Origin of the sequence: Burkholderia sp. R-40 (genome assembly GCF_049942845.1) — a bacterium.
In the GTDB taxonomy this organism is placed as follows: Bacteria; Pseudomonadota; Gammaproteobacteria; order Burkholderiales; family Burkholderiaceae; genus Burkholderia; species Burkholderia ambifaria.
In genome coordinates, this window is the sequence record NZ_CP187967.1 from 3297273 (window position 1) to 3314974 (window position 17702).

At 69.1% G+C, this 17702-nt stretch carries 17 protein-coding genes; 11 read left to right on the forward strand and 6 right to left on the reverse strand.

Going from position 1 to position 17702, the window contains the following annotated elements; all coding sequences use genetic code 11:
* Positions 1-27 precede the first annotated feature (27 nt).
* The gene (locus ACP26O_RS15230) at positions 28-924 is read right to left on the reverse strand and encodes an alpha/beta fold hydrolase (RefSeq protein WP_175665685.1); all 897 of its coding nucleotides are present in this window, start codon (positions 922-924) and stop codon (positions 28-30) included.
* A 271-nt stretch (positions 925-1195) separates the two neighbouring features.
* Between ACP26O_RS15230 and ACP26O_RS15235 the strand changes: the two genes are divergently transcribed.
* The gene (locus tag ACP26O_RS15235; RefSeq protein ID WP_011658097.1) at positions 1196-2155 is read left to right on the forward strand and encodes an NAD(P)H-dependent flavin oxidoreductase; all 960 of its coding nucleotides are present in this window, start codon (positions 1196-1198) and stop codon (positions 2153-2155) included.
* Positions 2156-2300: 145 nt separating this feature from the next.
* Here ACP26O_RS15235 and ACP26O_RS15240 read toward each other — a convergent pair whose 3' ends face one another.
* From ACP26O_RS15240 to ACP26O_RS15250, 3 genes are all read right to left on the reverse strand, one after another.
* Entirely contained in the window at positions 2301-3263 is a 963-nt protein-coding gene (locus tag ACP26O_RS15240; protein WP_012364858.1) for a LysR family transcriptional regulator, read from the reverse strand.
* Positions 3264-3434: 171 nt separating this feature from the next.
* A complete protein-coding gene (locus ACP26O_RS15245) occupies positions 3435-4511 on the reverse strand; it encodes a porin (RefSeq protein WP_126228644.1) in 1077 nt (358 codons plus the stop codon).
* A 366-nt stretch (positions 4512-4877) separates the two neighbouring features.
* The gene (locus ACP26O_RS15250) at positions 4878-5363 is read right to left on the reverse strand and encodes a peptide-binding protein (protein WP_175665686.1); all 486 of its coding nucleotides are present in this window, start codon (positions 5361-5363) and stop codon (positions 4878-4880) included.
* A gap of 332 nt (positions 5364-5695) precedes the next feature.
* Between ACP26O_RS15250 and ACP26O_RS15255 the strand changes: the two genes are divergently transcribed.
* From ACP26O_RS15255 to ACP26O_RS15280, 6 genes are all read left to right on the forward strand, one after another.
* The gene (locus ACP26O_RS15255) at positions 5696-6739 is read left to right on the forward strand and encodes a bile acid:sodium symporter family protein (RefSeq protein ID WP_175665687.1); all 1044 of its coding nucleotides are present in this window, start codon (positions 5696-5698) and stop codon (positions 6737-6739) included.
* Positions 6740-6944: 205 nt separating this feature from the next.
* Positions 6945-8783, forward strand: coding sequence for an EAL domain-containing protein (locus ACP26O_RS15260; RefSeq protein WP_175665688.1), 1839 nt, complete (start codon positions 6945-6947; stop codon positions 8781-8783).
* 177 nt (positions 8784-8960) lie between these two features.
* Positions 8961-9980, forward strand: coding sequence for a LacI family DNA-binding transcriptional regulator (locus ACP26O_RS15265; RefSeq protein ID WP_006754117.1), 1020 nt, complete (start codon positions 8961-8963; stop codon positions 9978-9980).
* Positions 9977-11257 carry an AGE family epimerase/isomerase gene (locus ACP26O_RS15270; protein ID WP_126228648.1) on the forward strand — a complete coding sequence of 427 codons (1281 nt, stop codon included), beginning with the start codon at positions 9977-9979 and terminating at the stop codon, positions 11255-11257. The genes ACP26O_RS15265 and ACP26O_RS15270 overlap by 4 nt, the downstream gene beginning before the upstream one ends.
* Complete coding sequence (locus ACP26O_RS15275; RefSeq protein WP_126228649.1) at positions 11254-12162, forward strand: carbohydrate kinase family protein; 909 nt, start codon at positions 11254-11256, stop codon at positions 12160-12162. The genes ACP26O_RS15270 and ACP26O_RS15275 overlap by 4 nt, the downstream gene beginning before the upstream one ends.
* 107 nt (positions 12163-12269) lie before the next feature.
* On the forward strand, positions 12270-12491 hold the full coding sequence (locus ACP26O_RS15280; protein ID WP_011658106.1) for a hypothetical protein: 222 nt from the start codon (positions 12270-12272) through the stop codon (positions 12489-12491).
* Between the two features lie 63 nt (positions 12492-12554).
* Here the strand turns inward: ACP26O_RS15280 and ACP26O_RS15285 are convergent, their stop codons facing one another.
* Complete coding sequence (locus ACP26O_RS15285; RefSeq protein ID WP_006754113.1) at positions 12555-12749, reverse strand: DUF2905 domain-containing protein; 195 nt, start codon at positions 12747-12749, stop codon at positions 12555-12557.
* Positions 12750-12761: 12 nt separating this feature from the next.
* The gene (locus ACP26O_RS15290) at positions 12762-13952 is read right to left on the reverse strand and encodes a class I SAM-dependent methyltransferase (protein ID WP_175665689.1); all 1191 of its coding nucleotides are present in this window, start codon (positions 13950-13952) and stop codon (positions 12762-12764) included.
* A 13-nt stretch (positions 13953-13965) separates the two neighbouring features.
* Between ACP26O_RS15290 and ACP26O_RS15295 the strand changes: the two genes are divergently transcribed.
* The 4 genes from ACP26O_RS15295 to glmU all read left to right on the forward strand — a co-directional run bounded on the left by ACP26O_RS15295 (position 13966) and on the right by glmU (position 17689).
* Complete coding sequence (locus ACP26O_RS15295) at positions 13966-14709, forward strand: SDR family oxidoreductase (protein ID WP_175665690.1); 744 nt, start codon at positions 13966-13968, stop codon at positions 14707-14709.
* 78 nt (positions 14710-14787) lie between these two features.
* On the forward strand, positions 14788-15192 hold the full coding sequence (locus tag ACP26O_RS15300; protein WP_011658110.1) for a dihydroneopterin aldolase: 405 nt from the start codon (positions 14788-14790) through the stop codon (positions 15190-15192).
* Positions 15189-16193, forward strand: a complete 1005-nt coding sequence (ttcA, locus tag ACP26O_RS15305) for a tRNA 2-thiocytidine(32) synthetase TtcA (RefSeq protein WP_175665691.1) — start codon at positions 15189-15191, stop codon at positions 16191-16193. Before ACP26O_RS15300 ends, ttcA begins: the two co-directional genes overlap by 4 nt.
* Before the next feature lie 134 nt (positions 16194-16327).
* Positions 16328-17689, forward strand: coding sequence for a bifunctional UDP-N-acetylglucosamine diphosphorylase/glucosamine-1-phosphate N-acetyltransferase GlmU (gene glmU, locus ACP26O_RS15310; RefSeq protein ID WP_175665692.1), 1362 nt, complete (start codon positions 16328-16330; stop codon positions 17687-17689).
* The last annotated feature ends 13 nt before the right edge of the window (positions 17690-17702 follow it).

A 17702-nucleotide genomic window follows, 5' to 3' on the forward strand; every position in this document is an offset into this window, starting at 1 on the left:
GGCGCTTGCCGCAGCGACCGGCGCCGCTCACGCGGCCGCGTCGCGCGCGTCGAAGAACGCGAGCAGCTCGTCGATCAGCGCGACGGGCGCCTCTTCCGGAATGTAGTGCCCGCAATCGAGCGCGCGGCCGCTGACGTCGCGCGCGACGCGCCGCCACTCGTCGAGCGGATCGAAGCAGCGGCCGACGATCCCGTGCTCGCCCCACAGCACGCGCAGCGGGCACGCGACCTTGTTGCCGCGCTCGAGATCCGCGCGGTCGTGTTCGAGATCGATCGTCGCCGACGCGCGGTAGTCCTCGCACATCGCATGCACGGCGCCCGGCTGCGCGAGCGCGGCGCGATACGCGGCGAGCGCCTCCGGCGCGAACGGCGCGAGCCCGGCCGAACGGTTGCCCATCACGCGTTCGATATACGCATCGGTGCGGCCTTCGATCAGCGTTTCGGGCAGCGGCGCCGGCTGGATCAGGAAGAACCAGTGGAAATACGCGGTCGCGAACGCACGATCCGTTTTCTCGTACATCGCGAGCGTCGGCGCGATGTCGAGCAGCATCATCCGTTCGACGGCCGCCGGATGATCGAGCGCGAGCCGGTGCGCGACACGCGCGCCGCGATCGTGCGCGCACACGTGGAATTGCTCGAAGCCGAAATGCCGCATCACGGCGACCTGGTCGGCCGCCATCGCGCGTTTCGAATACGGCGCATGCCGCGCGTCGCTCGGCGGCCTGCCCGACGCGCCGTAGCCGCGCAGGTCGGTCGCGATCACCGTGAAGTGATTCGCCAGCATCGCGGCGACGCGATGCCAGATCATGTGGGTCTGCGGATGGCCGTGCAGCAGCAGAAGCGGCGGCCCCGCGCCTCCTTTGACACCGAAGATGTCGGTGTCCTGCATCGTCACGCGAAACGATGCAAACGCGTCAAACGACATGGTTTGTTTCTCGTCGGTTTGTTATGGCGGGTATTGTAGGAGCGCGCGGCCGGCTGCTGCGCGCGGCAGCGGCCCGAATGCGTAGAAAGAGAACACTCACTCGATTGTCGCCACGCCGCGCCGTTTGCTAAGCTCGCGTAGAATCGCACGACCGTTCGTATTAATATGGGCGCAGCGCTACGCCGCTACACTCGAAGCACCGCCAAGCATGCATGCCGAAGCCGGCGCGATCGCGCCGGGGCCGGCCGCCCCTCGAGACTGGAGACATCACATGGCATTGCCCGCTGTCCTGCAGAACCTGACGCTGCCCGTCATCGCGTCGCCGATGTTCATCGTCAGCTACCCCGAACTCGTGCTCGCGCAATGCAAGGCGGGTATCGTCGGATCCTTCCCCGCGCTCAACGCCCGTCCGGCCGAACTGCTCGACGAGTGGCTCACGCAGATCCAGTCCGAGCTCGCCGACCACAAGGCGAAGCACCCGGACGCGGTGATCGGCCCGATCGCGGTCAACCAGATCGTCCACCAGTCGAATGTGCGTCTCGAGCATGACGTGCGCGTATGCGTCGAGCACAAGGTGCCGATCTTCATCACGAGCCTGCGCGCCCCGGCGCGCGAGATCGTCGACGCGGTGCACAGCTACGGCGGCATCGTGCTGCACGACGTGATCAACCTGCGTCACGCGCAGAAGGCGCTCGAAGCCGGCGTCGACGGGCTGATCCTCGTCGCGGCCGGCGCCGGCGGCCATGCGGGCACGACGTCGCCGTTCGCGCTCGTCGGCGAAGTGCGCAGGATGTTCGACGGCCCGATCGTGCTGTCCGGTTCGATCGCGAACGGCGGCTCGATCCTCGCCGCGCAGGCGATGGGCGCCGACTTCGCGTACATGGGCACGCGCTTCATCGCGACGCAGGAAGCGCACGCGGTCGAGGACTACAAGCACGCGATCCTCAACGCGAAATCGTCCGACATCATCTATACGAACCTCTTCACCGGCGTGCACGGCAACTACATCCGCGAGAGCATCGAGAAGGCCGGCCTCGATCCGGACGCGCTGCCGGAATCGGACAAGACGAAGATGAATTTCGGCGGCGACAAGACGAAGGCGTGGAAGGACATCTGGGGTGCCGGCCAGGGCGTCGGCCTGATGGACGACCTGCCGAGCGTCGGCGAGCTCGTCGAGCGGATGAAGCGCGAGTACGACGACGCGAAGGCACGGCTCGGCATCGCACGCTGACGCATGTGGCGGGTGGCGGGTGGCGGGTGGCGGGCGGCGCCACCGCCGCGCATCCGCGCATCACGTCGGACCAGAAACGAAAAAGCGCGAACCGCACAACGGCTCGCGCTTTTTTTCATGTCCGCCCGCGGGCGGGCAGCGCCGGTCAGCCCGCGCGCTTGATCCGCGTGATCGGCAGCACGCGCAGATGCGATTCGATCGACGGGCACAGCGACTGCCCTTCGAAACGCGCGGCGAGGAAGTCGACGAACGAGCGTACCTTCGCGGACACGTGGCGGCGGCTCGCATACACCGCATAGATCGGCGCCTCGTGCGGCGGCACCGAGTCGAGCAGCACCGGCACGAGGCGGCCGGATTCGATGTCGTCGCCGACCACCTCGGTGCCGAGCAGCGCGATGCCCGCGCCCGCGAGCACGGCCGCGCGCAGCCCTTCGAGATGGTTCACGATCAGGTTGCCGTTCAGGTTCACGCGCGACGCGGCGGCCGCGTCGATCACCAGCGAATCGAGCATCGTCGAATTCGAATCGCGGCGCAGGTAGTTGTGGTGCGCGAGATCGGCGATCGTCTGCGGCGTGCCGTGCTTCTCGAGATACTCGGGCGACGCGACCAGCAGGATGTGCGCGGTCGCGATCTGCCGCGCGACCAGCGACGAGGATTTCAGTCCGTTGGGCGCCGCGCGCACCGCGACGTCATAGCCTTCCTCGATCAGGTCGACCACGCGATCGGACAGCGTCATGTCGACGACCACGTCCGGGAACCGGCCCGCATAATCGGTGACGGCCTGCATCACGTGCCGCAATCCGAACGCGGACAGCGACGTCACGCGCAGGCGGCCCTGCGGCACGACGCTCGCGGCGCCGACCGCCTGTCCGGCTTCGTCGAGTTCCGACAGCGCCTGCACGAGGCGCTCATAGTATTCGCGTCCCGCCTCGGTCGGCGCGACGCGTCGTGTCGTGCGATGCAGCAGCCGCGCGCCGAGCTGCTGCTCGAGATGCATCACGTGCTTGCTCGCCATCGCGGCCGACATCTGCATGCGCTCCGCCGCGCCGACGAAGCTGCCCACTTCGACGACGTAGCGAAACACATTCATGCTGACGAGGGTATCCATCGAACTAGCTCGCAATTCCTGGGAATCATGCAATTACGAGATAGGGTAACAAAGGCAAGGAAACCAAAAGGTCAACAATGGCAAAACGGCGCAACAGTAAGCGGCGCCGTTGCGGGGCGGGAAACGGGCGGGCGGCACGCGCGGTGTCGATTCGCGCCCGCCATCGTCTCGTCAGAACTTTGCGCGGATGCCTGCGCCGAACGTGTTGCCGTTCGACAGGCCGCTGATGTGGTCGTTCATGTACGCGGCATAGACGTCGGTGCGCTTGGACAGCGGATAGTCGTAGCCGACGGCCCAGGTCTGGCGCGTCTGGTCGAGGCCGCCGCCGTCGCGCGAGTACGCATACGACGCCATCGCGTTGCCGACGCCGAGCGGCACCGACACGCCGCCCTGCGCGGTATTCACGTGCCAGCTGCCGGCGACCTGGTCGTTCTTCGTATACATATACTGGCCGAACAGCTTCACGTACTTCAGGTCGTAGGTCGCGCCGACCAGCCCGATCCCCTGGCTCTTCATGCCGGTCACGAGCGAGCTCAGGTCCTGCGGGCCGTTGTTGAAGTTCACGTATTGGTAGACGGCGGTCGCGGCGAACGGGCCGTTCGCGTAGTTGAACTGCGCGCTCCACTTCTTCGAGCGGTTGTCGCCGGCCGTGTTGCCGAGCGCGTACATCGCCCCGAAATTCAGGCCGCCGAACGAAGGCGACGTGTACGACAGCGCATTGTTCCAGCCCGAATCGCCGACCGCGCCCTGGTCGCTCGGATAGGTCGGGAACGTGCCGAGGCCGAGGAACACGTGGTACACCATCGGCGAGAAGGTGTACGAATCATAGAACGGGTTGAACAGGATCGTCGACAGGAACAGGTGCGTGGTCAGGCGGCCTGCCGTCACCGTGCCGTACGGCGAGCTGACGCCGACGTACGCGTTGCGCGCGAAGAACGTATCGCCCTGGAAGCGCCCGAACTGGCCGTTCTGCGCGCGGAAGAAGCTCTCCAGCGTGAAGATCGCCTTGTAGCCGTTGCCGAGATCCTCCGCACCGTGCAGGCCCCAATACGAGGTCGACATCCCGCCGCCCGACACGTTCCACGCGCGATCGCCGCCCGGGAACTTGGTTGCGCCGATCCATTCGTCCACCTGACCGTAGAGCGAAACGCTCGACTGCGCGTGGACGGGTGCGGCGGCCGCCACGCAGGTGGCCGCGGCGATCAGCTTGACGGACGTGCGCGACGCACGGCGAGCGAATGCTTTCATGGGATCTCCAGGTTTTGTCGAAGTCGATAAGTGGCGCGAGCGTTGTTTTTTGGAGCCGATTGCTTGCGTCGTATGGGGCGCAGCCATCTTTACGGATCATTTGTCCGGTCAAAATTGCGCGCACTTATTGCGGGTATAGCGGCGGCATTAACTTCGCGGCATCGACACATGGCCGCACGCGTCGCGGCGGGCCCGCGCGGGGCAGGCACGCGACGGGACGGCCGCGGGACGGCGCCCGTGCCGGGCGCGAAAGATAGCGCAATGCGGGGGGAAAATCAGCGGAAATCTGCGCGCGACTGTGGCGAATTCGCATCACAGCCGGCGAGGGACGAGCGCGCGGCGGCGCTCAGCGAACGCGCGGGGCGCTCAGTTTCGGTAGAACGGGGAGAAATACGGCGAGTGGGCGGCAGGTTCTTCCTGCGCGCGCGGCGGCGGCATCGGACGGCCACCGCGCTCCTCGTTGTAGCGCGCGACGTCGGCGCGGATCGAGCCGGCACGCATCGGCACGTTGCCGCCGCCCGGCGGGCGCGGCATCTGGCGGGAGTCGGCGCTGATCGGGCGATACGGGCTTTGCGCGGCGTAATGGCCGTAAGACGGCGTCGGCCGCAGGCCCCAGCGGGAGCCGGAGCCGCTCACGCCGCCGGCACGCGCGCCGCCCGGCGGCAGCGCCCGGCGCCAGACCTGCCCGCTGGCGGCCGACTGGCCGTACGCGCGCATGTCGCCGCCGCCGAAACCGTGGCCGCCGAACGCATGACCGCCGTGCGGTGGTTGCGCGAGCGCGAACGGCATCAGCAGCGTGCCGAGCACGCCTGCCACCCATCGTCCGACCTTCAGTTTCACCCGTTCCGTCATCATTCGTTGCCTGTTACCGCTCGCCGCCGGTGTTTTTCGGCTGACGCAAGCCTTTCAGCAGTAATTTATGAGCGGCCTGAAACGGTGTCGAGCCAAAAAGTGTTAGGTCGCCGGCATCGGTGTAACACCATGTTACTGCTAGGTTTTTTCACTTCCGCGGCCAATCGTGGAAGAACATTCTTCTGCTCATTCGCGCGCCGTCCGGTGGCCCTGCCGCATTCAATGGATTCATCAATCGATTCTCACAATGAATTTGTCTCTTGAATGAGCAGCCGGGACAATATCGGCTTCGCGCGCGCGATGCGCGCCGCCGTTTCCGAATCGAGCTCCCGATGGCCCGTCCCCGTTTCCTTCCCGACAACTTCACGCTCGCGCTCGTCGGCACCGTCGTGCTCGCGAGCCTGTTGCCGTGCCGCGGCCCGGCCGCCCACGCGTTCAACTGGGCGACCAACATCGCGGTCGGCCTGCTGTTCTTCCTGCATGGCGCGAAGCTGTCGCGCGAAGCCGTCGTCGCGGGGGCGACCCACTGGCGGCTGCATGCGGTCGTGCTGCTCAGCACGTTCGCGCTGTTCCCGCTGCTCGGCCTCGCGCTGAAACCCGTGCTGCAGCCGCTCGTCACGCCGACGCTCTATGCCGGCGTGCTGTTTCTGTGCACGCTGCCGTCGACGGTCCAGTCGTCGATCGCGTTCACGTCGATCGCGAAAGGCAACGTGCCGGCCGCCGTGTGCGCGGCGTCCGCGTCGAGCCTGCTCGGGATCTTCGTGACGCCGGCGCTCGTCGGGCTGATGATCACGTCGCAGTCGGCCGCGGCCGCGTCGCCGTGGAGTACGGTCGGCAGCATCGTGATGCAGCTGCTCGTGCCGTTCGTCGCCGGCCAGTTGCTGCGGCCCGTGATCGGCGGCTGGATCGAGCGCAATCGCGGCGTGCTGCGCTTCGTCGACCAGGGCTCGATCCTGCTCGTCGTCTATGTCGCGTTCAGCGAGGCCGTGAACCAGGGGCTGTGGCACCAGATTCCGGCACGCGCGCTCGGCGGCCTGCTGGTCGTCAACGTCGTGCTGCTCGTGATCGCGCTGGTGCTGACCACGATCGTCAGCAAGCGGCTCGGCTTCAACCGCGCCGACCAGATCACGATCATCTTCTGCGGATCGAAGAAGAGCCTCGCGGCCGGCGTGCCGATGGCGAAGGTGATCTTCTCCGCGCAGGCGGTCGGCGCGATCGTGCTGCCGCTGATGCTGTTCCACCAGATCCAGCTGATGGCGTGCGCGGCGCTCGCGCAGCGCTGGGGCGCGCGCGACCTGAGCGGCGAGCGCGACGGCGAGGATGCCGCGGCCGGCACGGCGCGCACGCAGGGTACGCTGAACGCGGGCAAGCGCTGACGCGGAGGCGGCGCGGCCGGCATCGCTGGCCGCGGCCCGGCGGCACGCACGTTGGCGCTCCCGCGCCGGCCTCCCCCGTCGCGCCCTTTCGGCCCCACGCAACGCCTGCACCATCGACGTGCATCGCGTCACGAAATCTTCATTCAATTCTTCGCGCGCGCTGCCGTTAAAGTCGGGCGTCCCGTCGCCTCGGCCGCCCTCCTCCATGCCCGCGCCCCATCCTGACTCGTCCGTTGCTCCCACCACGCGCCTGATCGCGGAGCGCGCGCTCGCCGCCGTGTTCCAGCCGATCGTCGATCTCGGATCGGGCACGGTCGTCGGCTACGAAGGCCTGATCCGCGGCCCGAGCGGCACCGACCTCGAGCCGCCGGCCGCGTTGTTCGCGCAGGCCGCCCGCGACGGCACGACCATCGCACTCGAGCAGGCGGCCGCGCTCGCCTGCCTCGACGCGTTCGCGGCGCTCGGCTGCGACGGCAAGCTGTTCCTCAACTTCAGCGCGGGCACGATCGTGCAACTCGTGCGCGAACGCGAGCGCGTGCGGCAACTGCTCGGCCGGGCGGGCGTCGGCGCCGAGCGCATCGTAATCGAGCTGACCGAGCAGACCGCGATGCCGGACGTCGCGCGCATCGAGCCGGCGGTCGCGTCGCTGCGCGACGCCGGCATCCAGTTCGCGCTCGACGACTACGGCACCGCCAACGCGAGCATGAACCTGTGGTTGCGCCTGCACCCGGATGTCGTGAAGATCGACCGCTTCTTCATCCACGACATCGCGCGCGACCCGCTCAAGTTCGAGGCGGTCAGGGCGATGCAGCACTTCGCGCACGCGAGCGGCGCGCAGCTGATCGCGGAAGGCATCGAGAACGCGAGCGACCTGATCGTCGTGCGCGACATGGGCATCTGCTGCGTGCAGGGCTTCCTGCTCGGCCGGCCGAACGCGCGGCCGTCGCCGGTCGTCGCGCCGGCCGCGCGCGACGCGATCCGCACCCCGCACATCGCGGTGTTCCCCGGCGCGACGCGCACCGCGCGGCCGGCCGGCACGATCGCGGCGAAGATGCTCGTGCCCGCGCCGGCGCTGCCGCGCGAGGCGACCAGCAACGACGTGCTCGACCTGTTCAACCGGATGCCCGGCCTGCACGCGGTCGCGCTCGTCGAACGCGGGCGGCCGGTCGCGCTCGTGAACCGGCGCGGCTTCATCGACCGCTTCACACTGCCGTACCACCGCGAGGTGTTCGGGAAGAAGCCGTGCCTGCAGTTCGCGAACGACGCGCCGCTGATGATCGACAACGCGACGTCGGTCGAGCAGCTCGCGATGCTGCTCGCGAGCCACGACCAGCGCTATCTCGCGGACGGTTTCGTGATCACCGAACACGGCCGCTACCTCGGGCTCGGCACCGGCGAGAGCCTCGTGCGCGCGGTGACCGAGATGCGCATCGAGGCCGCGCGCTACGCGAATCCGTTGACCTTCCTGCCCGGCAACATCCCGATCAGCGCGCATATCGACCGCCTGCTGGAGCGCGACGCCGGCTTCCATGCGTGCTACGTCGACCTGAACCAGTTCAAGCCGTTCAACGACCAGTACGGCTACTGGCAGGGCGACGAAGTGCTGAAGTTCGCGGCGACGGTGCTGGCCGGCGTGTGCGATCCGCAGCGGGATTTTCTCGGGCACGTCGGCGGCGACGATTTCCTGGTGCTGTTCCAGCGCGACGACTGGCGCGCGCGGGCGACCGACGCGATCGCGCGCTTCAACGACGGCGCGCAGCGCTTCTACACGCAGGCCGACCGGCTGGCGGGCGGGCTGCGCGGCGAGGACCGCCACGGCAACCCCGCGTTCTTCGGCTTCGTGACGATGGCGATCGGCGCGGTCGGTGTGCCGGCAGGCGCGCACGGCGCGATGCGCTACGGCAGCGACGAGATCGCGTCGGTCGCGGCGCTCGCGAAGCGGCGGGCGAAACAGCAGCCGGGCGGGCTCGCGGTCGTCGATCTCGATGCGGGGCGCGCGGCGCTGCGCGAGCGCGGCGAGCCGCCGCTCGCGGCGGCGGGTTGAGTGGGAGGCGCACCTTGCCTTTTTCGCGTTTTGTTTAGTATTTTTAGTAACGGCGTTTTCGCAGATTAGCACGTAAAAACCCGTTATTTCCGGGTATTCCCCGGTTATCCGGCCCGAATTTGGCGCCGAGTTTTACTATACAATCGCCGTCACCCTAAACAAACCGGATCCCGAACGATGGGCACCACCATTCGCGACGTAGCGCGGGCGGCAGAGGTCTCGATCGGCACCGTCTCCCGCGCGCTGAAAAACCAGCCGGGCCTGTCCGAAGCCACGCGCGCGCGCATCGTCGAGATCGCGCAGCGGCTCGGTTACGACCCGGCCCAGTTGCGCCCGCGCATCCGCCGGCTCACCTTCCTGCTGCACCGCCAGCACAACCGCTTTCCCGCCAGTCCGTTCTTCTCGCACGTGCTGCACGGCGTCGAGGACGCATGCCGCGAGCGCGGTATCGTGCCGACGCTGCTCACGGTCGGCCCGAACGACGACGTGCTCCGCCAGATGCGCCCGCACGCGCCGGACGCGATCGCGGTGGCCGGCTTCATCGAGCCCGAGACGATCGAGGCGCTCGCCGCGACCGGCCGCCCGCTCGTGCTGATCGACCTGTGGGCGCCCGGCCTGCGCTCGGTGAACATCGACAACGCGACGGGCGCGGCGCTCGCGATGCGCCACCTGCTCGCCACCGGCCGCTCGCGGATCGCGTTCATCGGCGGCTCCGCCGCGCACTACAGCATCGCGCAGCGCGCGATCGGCTATCGGCGCGCGTTCTTCGAGGCCGGCCGGCTGTTCGATCCCGCGTACGAGGTGACGATCGACGCCGGGCTCGACCCCGACACCGGCGCCGCGCGCGCGATGCAGCAGCTGCTCGACGCGCCGGGCCCGCGCCCCGATGCGGTGTTCGCGTACAACGACGCCGCCGCGCTGGCCGCGCAGCGCGTGTGCATCGCGCGCGGCGTGCGGATTCCGGAAGACATCGCGATCGTCGGCTTCGACGACATCCCCGCCGCCGCGCACGCGAATCCGCCGCTCACGACGCTCGCCGTCGACAAGGAAGCGCTCGGCCGCCGCGGCGTCGAACTGCTGCTCGCCGAAGCGCCCGAACGCACCGAGATCTCCCTGCCCGTCGAGCTGATCGTGCGGGCCAGCAGCCAGCCCGCCGGCTCACCGGCACTCGATACCGCCACGGTCACCGAATCATGAACATGCCCCCGGTCCAATCCCGCACGGCCACGCCGGCCAACCACGCGCAAGCGGCGCCGTTCGTCGCGAGCTTCCGCGATCCGTCGTTCCTGCTGTCGCACATCGAGGATACGCTGCGCTTCTACGCGACGAACGCGTTCGACCCGACGGGCGGCTTCTACCACTACTTCCGCGACGACGGCAGCGTCTACAACCGCACGTCGCGGCATCTGGTCAGCAGCTGCCGGTTCGTCTTCAACTACGCGATGGCGTACCGGCATTTCGGCGATCCGCGCCATCTCGAGTACGCGCGCCACGGGCTGCGGTTCCTGCGCGACGCGCACTGGGACGACGAACTGCAAGGCTACGACTGGGAACTCGACTGGCGCGACGGCGCGAAGCGCGAGACGCTCGACGCCACGCGCCACTGCTACGGGCTCGCGTTCGTGCTGCTGGCCGCCGCGCACGCGACGATGGCCGGCATCGACGAAGCGCGCGCGCTGATCGCGTCGACCTTCGAGCTCGCCGAGCACCGCTTCTGGGATGCGGCCGCGGGCCTCTATGCGGACGACGCGACGCCGAACTGGAACGTGTCGTCGTACCGCGGCCAGAACGCGAACATGCACATGACGGAGGCGCTGCTCGCGGCCTACGAGGCGACCGGCCACGTCACCTACCTCGACCGCGCGGAGAAGCTCGCGACCCATATCACGCAGCGCCAGGCCGCGCTGTCGGGCGGCCTCGTGTGGGAGCACTACCATGCGGACTGGTCGGTCGACTGGGACTACAACAAGGAAGACAGCTCGAACATCTTCCGTCCGTGGGGCTTCCAGCCCGGGCACCAGACCGAATGGGCGAAGCTGCTGCTGATCCTGGAGCGGCACCGCCCGCTCGACTGGCTCGTGCCGCGCGCGGCCGAGCTGTTCGACGCGGCGCTCACGCACGCGTGGGACGCCGATCACGGCGGCCTCTGCTACGGCTTCGGCCCCGACTTCACGATCTGCGACCACAACAAGTATTTCTGGGTGCAGGCGGAAACCTTCGCGGCGGCCGCGATGCTCGGCGCGCGCACCGGCAGCGAGCGCTTCTGGGACTGGTACGACGAAATCTGGCGCTACAGCTGGGCGCATTTCGTCGATCACCGCTACGGCGCGTGGTACCGGATCCTCACCTGCGACAACCGCAAGTACAGCGACGAGAAGAGCCCGGCCGGCAAGACCGACTATCACACGATGGGCGCGTGCTACGACGTGCTCGCGACCCTCGCGCGCGCGGCGCGCAGCGAGCCGACGCAATGAGCGGCGGCACGTTTCCGGCATTCGTGTCGGCGGGCGACATCCTGACCGACATGGTGCGCGCGGGCGACGCCCAGTGGACCTCGGTGCCGGGCGGCGCCGGCTGGAACGTCGCACGCGCGGTCGCGCGGCTCGGCGTGCCGAGCGCGCTCGCGGGCGCGATCGGCGAGGACTGCTTCTCCGACGTGCTGTGGCGCACCAGCGACGCGGCCGGGCTCGACCTGCGCTTCCTGCAGCGTGTGCCGCGCGCGCCGCTGCTGGCGATCGTCCACGAGACGCGGCCACCCGCGTACTTCTTCATCGGCGATGCCAGCGCGGATCTCGCATTCGACCCGGCGCGACTGCCGGCCGGCTGGACCGAACACGTGCAATGGGCGCACTTCGGCTGTATCAGCCTGGTGCGCGAACCGCTCGCCAGCACGCTCGTCGCGCTCGCGGCCGACCTGCACGCGCGCGGCGTGAAGATCAGCTTCGATCCGAACTACCGGAACCTGATGACGGCCGCGTACCGGCCGACGCTGGAGAAGATGGCTGGCCTGGCCGACCTGATCAAGGTGTCCGACGAAGACCTGCGCCACCTGTTCGGCGGCGACGGCCCCGACGCGGTCGACGCGGTGCGCGCGCTGAACCCGCGCGCGGCCGTGCTCGTCACGCGCGGCGCGCAGGCGGCGACCCTTTACGCGGATGGCGACGTGCTGGAGGCCAGCCCGCCGCGCGTCGAGGTGGTCGACACCGTCGGCGCGGGCGACGCGTCGATCGGCGGCCTGCTGTTCAGCCTGATGGCCGCGCCGCAACGGCCGTGGCGCGAGCATCTCGCGTTCGCGCTCGCGGCGGGCGCGGCCGCGTGCCGCCATACGGGCGCGCACGCGCCGACGCTCGACGAGGTCGTCGCGCTGCTCGAACGGTGACGGCATGGGGTGGCACGGGGCGGCGCGCTGATCGGTCGCCGATTAGCGGCGCTGTACATGCTGCGCCGCAGTGCTACGATGAAGTGTCCTATTGCGGGAGAGGCACGATGGACACGAACACGTTCACCAAAGGCATCTACACGGCCAAGGCGCATACGCAGCACACCGCCAACGGGCAATACCAGGGCTACGTGATCCTCGCGCGGGACGACGGCGACGAGACGGAGAACATGCGCTACGACGTCCACACGACGAGCCCGAGCGAGGAAGAGGCGTTCGACGAAGCGAAGGCGCTCGCGCACCGGATCCTCGGCGAGATTGAACTGTAATGCGCAGGACCATCACGCGCGCGCCGCGGCCGGACCGCGACGCGCCGCCGCATGCGGCGCGGCTCAGAGCAGCCGCGCGACCATCGACACCAGCATCGTCACCACCAGCGTCGACATGAACGGGAACGGGTAGCGCCGCCCGCCGAGCGTCAGCGTGACGTCGCCCGGCATCCGCCCGATGCCGAGCTTGCCGAGCCACGGCCAGCAACGCGTCAGGATCATCACCGCGAAGAACGACGCCATCAGCCAGCGCAGCATCCCGGGCTCCCGTCAGAGCGCGTGCGAGCGGTCGCCGCGCGCGAATGCGTCGAGCGTGCCGTCGATCCCGCGCGAGAAGGCGATCACCTTGAACAGCTCGCCCATCTCGGCTTCCGAAATCAGCTTCTGCACCGCGTTCGCGGCCGGCAGGAACTGGTGGATGTCGGACGGATCGATCGCGGCCAGTGCGTCGGTGATGCCCGCGTTCAACAGGAAGCGCGCCTGCGACGTGTAGCCGAGCAGGTCGGCGCCGGTGGCAACGCCGGCGTTATAGATGCCGGTGAATTCGACGTGCGCGGTGATGTCCTGCAGCCCCGGGTACAGGAACGCGTCGTCGTGCGCGTGGTGGCGGTAGTGGCACATGAGCGTGCCGCGGTCGCGCTGCGGATGGTAGTACTCGTGCGCCGGAAAGCCGTAGTCGACCAACAGCACCGCGCCGCGCGCGAGCATCGTGCACACGGTGCGCGTGAACGCGAGCGCCGCTTCGTGCGTCTCGGTCACATAGCCGTCGTCGACGTCGAGCGTCGCCAGCACCGCGGGCAGGCCGGCAGCGCCGACGGGCCGGTCGTCGAACACGAACGCGTGCTGCGCATCCAGCGCGACGCCGCGCTCGAGCCATGCGCCGCCCGACTTCGCGAACAGCCGCACCGGCATCGCATCGAGCACCTCGTTGCCGACCACGACGCCGTCGAAGCGCTCGGGCAGCGCGTCGAGCCAGCGCACCTTGCCGGCGAGCGCCGGCGCGGCGGCCGCGATCGTATCGCGCTGCCGTTCGCGCAGCTCGCCCGACAGATCGACGATCAGGTATTCGTCGAGTTCGACGTCGAGCGCATCGAGTGCCGCGAGCAGCCCGGCCGCGAGCTTGCCCGTGCCGGCGCCGAACTCCATCACGCGACGCGTGCCGCTCGCCGCGAGCGCGTCCGCGACCGGGTTCGCGAGCGTCTGCGCGAACAGCGGCGACAGCTCGGGGGCCGTCACGAAGTCGCTGCCGTCGTCGGCGCGGCGTCCGAACTTGCGCGCGCCGCCGCTGTAATAGCCGAGGCCGGGCGCGTACAGCGCGCGCTCCATGAAGCGATCGAACGGCAGCCAGCCGCCGGCCGCCGCGATCTCGTCGCGCAATTGCGCGGCGAGCGTTTCGGACTGCGCGAGCGCGTCAGGGCCGGGAGCAGGTAAACTAGCGGATTCGTGAGCTTTCGGGTTCATCCCGGCATTGTAAATGACCGTTTCAGCCGATACGTCGACCCCGCGCATCGCGCTCGTCGCAGGCGCGCTGGACAGCGCGGCCGACGCCGCGTCGCTCGGTCGTGCGCTCGCGACCGCCTTCGCGCAGCGCGGCTGGGACGTCGCGCTGCAACGCAGCGCCGGCGCGCCGCGCGCGGTGGGCGACGCGCTCGTCGCCGAAGTCGCCGCCCGCGGCCGCCGCGCGGCCGTGCTCGACGCCGATCTGGCCCTGGAAGCCGACGCGGGCGCGCTGGTGGCCGCCTGCGGCACGGCGCTCGGCCGGCCCACGTGTGTGGTGTTCGTGAGCGCGTGCGCCGGCACCGACGACGCGCAGACGGTGGACGCCGCCTCGCTCGCCGGCGCGCTTGCCCGCAACGTGACGGCGCCGCTCGCGCTGGCCCGCGCGCTCGCCGATGCGACGCCCGACGCCGCGCGCGACGATGAAACGCTGCGCGCGTGCGTGATCCACGTGCTGGACCAGGCGCTGTTTCACCCGGCGCCGGCCCGGCTGTCGCACGCGCTGATGCAGGCCGCGCTGAACCGCGCGACCGCCGCGCTGGCGCTGGCCCTCGCGCCGAAGGTGCGTGTCGCGGCGCTCGTGCGTGGCCACGCGCCGCACGCGGACGACATCGCGGCGGCGGCCTGCTATCTCGCGACCGCGCCCGGCGTCACGGGCGCGACGCTGACCGTCGACGGCGGCGAGCACCTGGTGCCGCCCGCCGCCGGCCCGAATGAATGAATTGCGCGGACCGCGCGGCCTGATCGCCGCCGTCCGCGCCGCTTTGCGTGCGCGCACGCCAATTTGACTGGGACGACCATGTTTTCCGCTCTCCTGCACCCCCGCCTCGCGGACTGCCGCAGGCTCTACCTGCGCGACTACGAGGTGCACATGAAGATCGGGGCCTTCGAACACGAGAAGCGCGGCGAGCAGCGCGTCGTCATCAACATCGACCTGTTCGTGCCGCTCGCGCTGTCCACCCCCGTCGACGACCGGCTGCATGAAGTCGTCGACTACGACCTGATGAAACAGAGCGTCGCGCAGTGTCTCGCGCGCGGCCACATCCACCTGCAGGAAACGCTGTGCGACGCGATCGCCGCGAACCTGTTGGCGCACGACATCGTGCGCGCGGTACGTGTCCGTACCGAGAAACCGGACGCCTATCCGGACTGCGACGCCGTCGGCGTCGAAGTCTTTCGCATCAAGGACGAGGAGCGCGCATGAACGCCCCCCACATGCATGACACGGCGGCCGATGGCGCCGCCATCGAAGCCACCGTCGCCGACATCGCCGACACCGGCCGCCGCGCGCTGACGCGCCGCGAGCAAAAGGAAGCGTACGAGAACAACAAGCTGTTCAAGCGGATCGTGCGCCAGGTCGGCCAGGCGATCGGCGACTACAACATGATCGAGCAGGGCGACAAGGTGATGGTGTGCCTGTCGGGCGGCAAGGACAGCTACGCGATGCTCGACGTGCTGCTGCGCCTGCGCGAGCGCGCGCCGATCGACTTCGACATCGTCGCGGTCAACCTCGACCAGAAGCAGCCGGGCTTCCCCGAGCACGTGCTGCCCGAATACCTGACGCAGATCGGCGTGCCGTTCCACATCGAGAACCAGGACACCTACAGCATCGTCAAGCGGCTCGTGCCCGAGGGCAAGACGACCTGCTCGCTGTGCTCGCGGCTGCGCCGCGGGATCCTGTACCGCGTGGCCGGCGAGCTCGGCGCGACCAAGATCGCGCTCGGCCACCACCGGGACGACATCCTGCAAACCCTGCTGCTCAACATGTTCTACGGCGGCAAGCTGAAGGGGATGCCGCCGAAGCTGCAGTCGGACGACGGCAGGAACGTCGTGATCCGCCCGCTCGCGTACGTGAAGGAGACCGATCTCGAGAAATTCGCGGAGCTGCGCGAATTCCCGATCATCCCGTGCAACCTGTGCGGCAGCCAGCCGAACCTGAAGCGCGCGGAGATGAAAGCGCTGATCCGCGACTGGGACAAGCGCTTCCCGGGCCGCGTCGACAACATGTTCAGCGCGCTCGCGAACGTCGTGCCGTCGCACCTGATGGATACGACCCAGTTCCCGTTCGGGTCGCTGCGCGCGACCGGCCAGGCCGACCCGCAGGGCGACATCGCGTTCGACGAGGAGCCGTGCGCGTCCGGCGACGACACCGCCACGCGCGACGGCGCCCGACCGATCTCGATCGTCCAGTTCGACGACCTGTAAGCAGGGCCCGAACACCCGCCGGAACCACGGCCCACGGCCGTGTTCCGGCGCTGTCGCCCCGCCGCGACAGGCCCGGAACGCCAGGGGCCGCATGCTAAAATGGTCGGCTTCGAACTCCTCTGACAGCTGGCGCCATGAATATCGTGATTTTGGCGGCAGGCACCGGCAAGCGCATGCGTTCCGCGCTGCCGAAAGTGCTTCATCCCCTGGCCGGCAGGCCGCTCCTCTCCCACGTCATCGCCACCGCGCGCACGCTGCAGCCGTCGCGGCTCGTCGTCGTCGTCGGGCATGGCGCCGAGCAGGTCCAGGCCGCCGTCGCCGCGCCCGACGTCCAGTTCGCGGTGCAGGCCGAGCAGCTCGGCACCGGCCATGCGGTGCGCCAGGCGCTGCCGCTGCTCGATCCCGCGCAACCGACGCTGGTGCTGTACGGCGACGTGCCGCTCACCCGCGCGTCGACGCTGCGGCGTCTGGTCGACGCCGCGCGCGACGGCAGCTACGGGATTCTGACCGTCACGCTCGACGATCCCACCGGCTACGGCCGCATCGTGCGCGACGCGGCCGGCTTCGTCACGCGCATCGTCGAGCAGAAGGATGCGTCGCCCGAACAGCTGAAGATCGCCGAGATCAACACCGGCATCATCATCACGCCCACGGGCCAGCTGGCGATGTGGCTCGGCGCGCTGAAGAATGAGAACGCGCAGGGCGAGTACTACCTGACCGACGTCGTCGAACTCGCGATCGAGGCCGGCTTCGACGTCGTCACGTCGCAGCCCGACGACGAATGGGAAACGCTCGGCGTGAACAGCAAGGCGCAGCTCGCGGAGCTCGAGCGCATCCATCAGCGCAACGTCGCCGATGCGCTGCTCGTCGACGGCGTCACGCTCGCCGATCCGGCGCGCGTCGACGTGCGCGGCACGCTGCGCTGCGGCCGCGACGTGTCGATCGACGTGAACTGCGTGTTCGAAGGCAACGTGACGCTCGCCGACAACGTGACGATCGGCCCGAACTGCGTGATCCGCAACGCGTCGGTCGGCGCCGGCACGCGCATCGACGCTTTCACGCACATCGACGGCGCCGAGCTCGGCGCGAACACGGTAATCGGCCCGTACGCGCGGCTGCGCCCGGGCGCGCAGCTCGCGGACGAAGCGCACGTCGGCAACTTCGTCGAGGTGAAGAACGCGGTGATCGGCCACGGCTCGAAGGCGAACCACCTGACGTACATCGGCGACGCCGACATCGGCGCACGCGTGAACATCGGCGCGGGCACGATCACCTGCAACTACGACGGTGCGAACAAGTTCCGCACCGTGATCGAGGACGACGTGTTCGTCGGCTCGGACACGCAACTGGTCGCGCCGGTGCGCGTCGGCCGCGGCGTGACGATCGCGGCCGGCACGACGATCTGGAAGGACGTCGCCGAGGGCGTCCTCGCATTGAACGAGAAGACGCAGACCGCGAAGAGCGGCTACGTCCGCCCGGTCAAGAAGAAAAGTTGACATCACGCGGGCG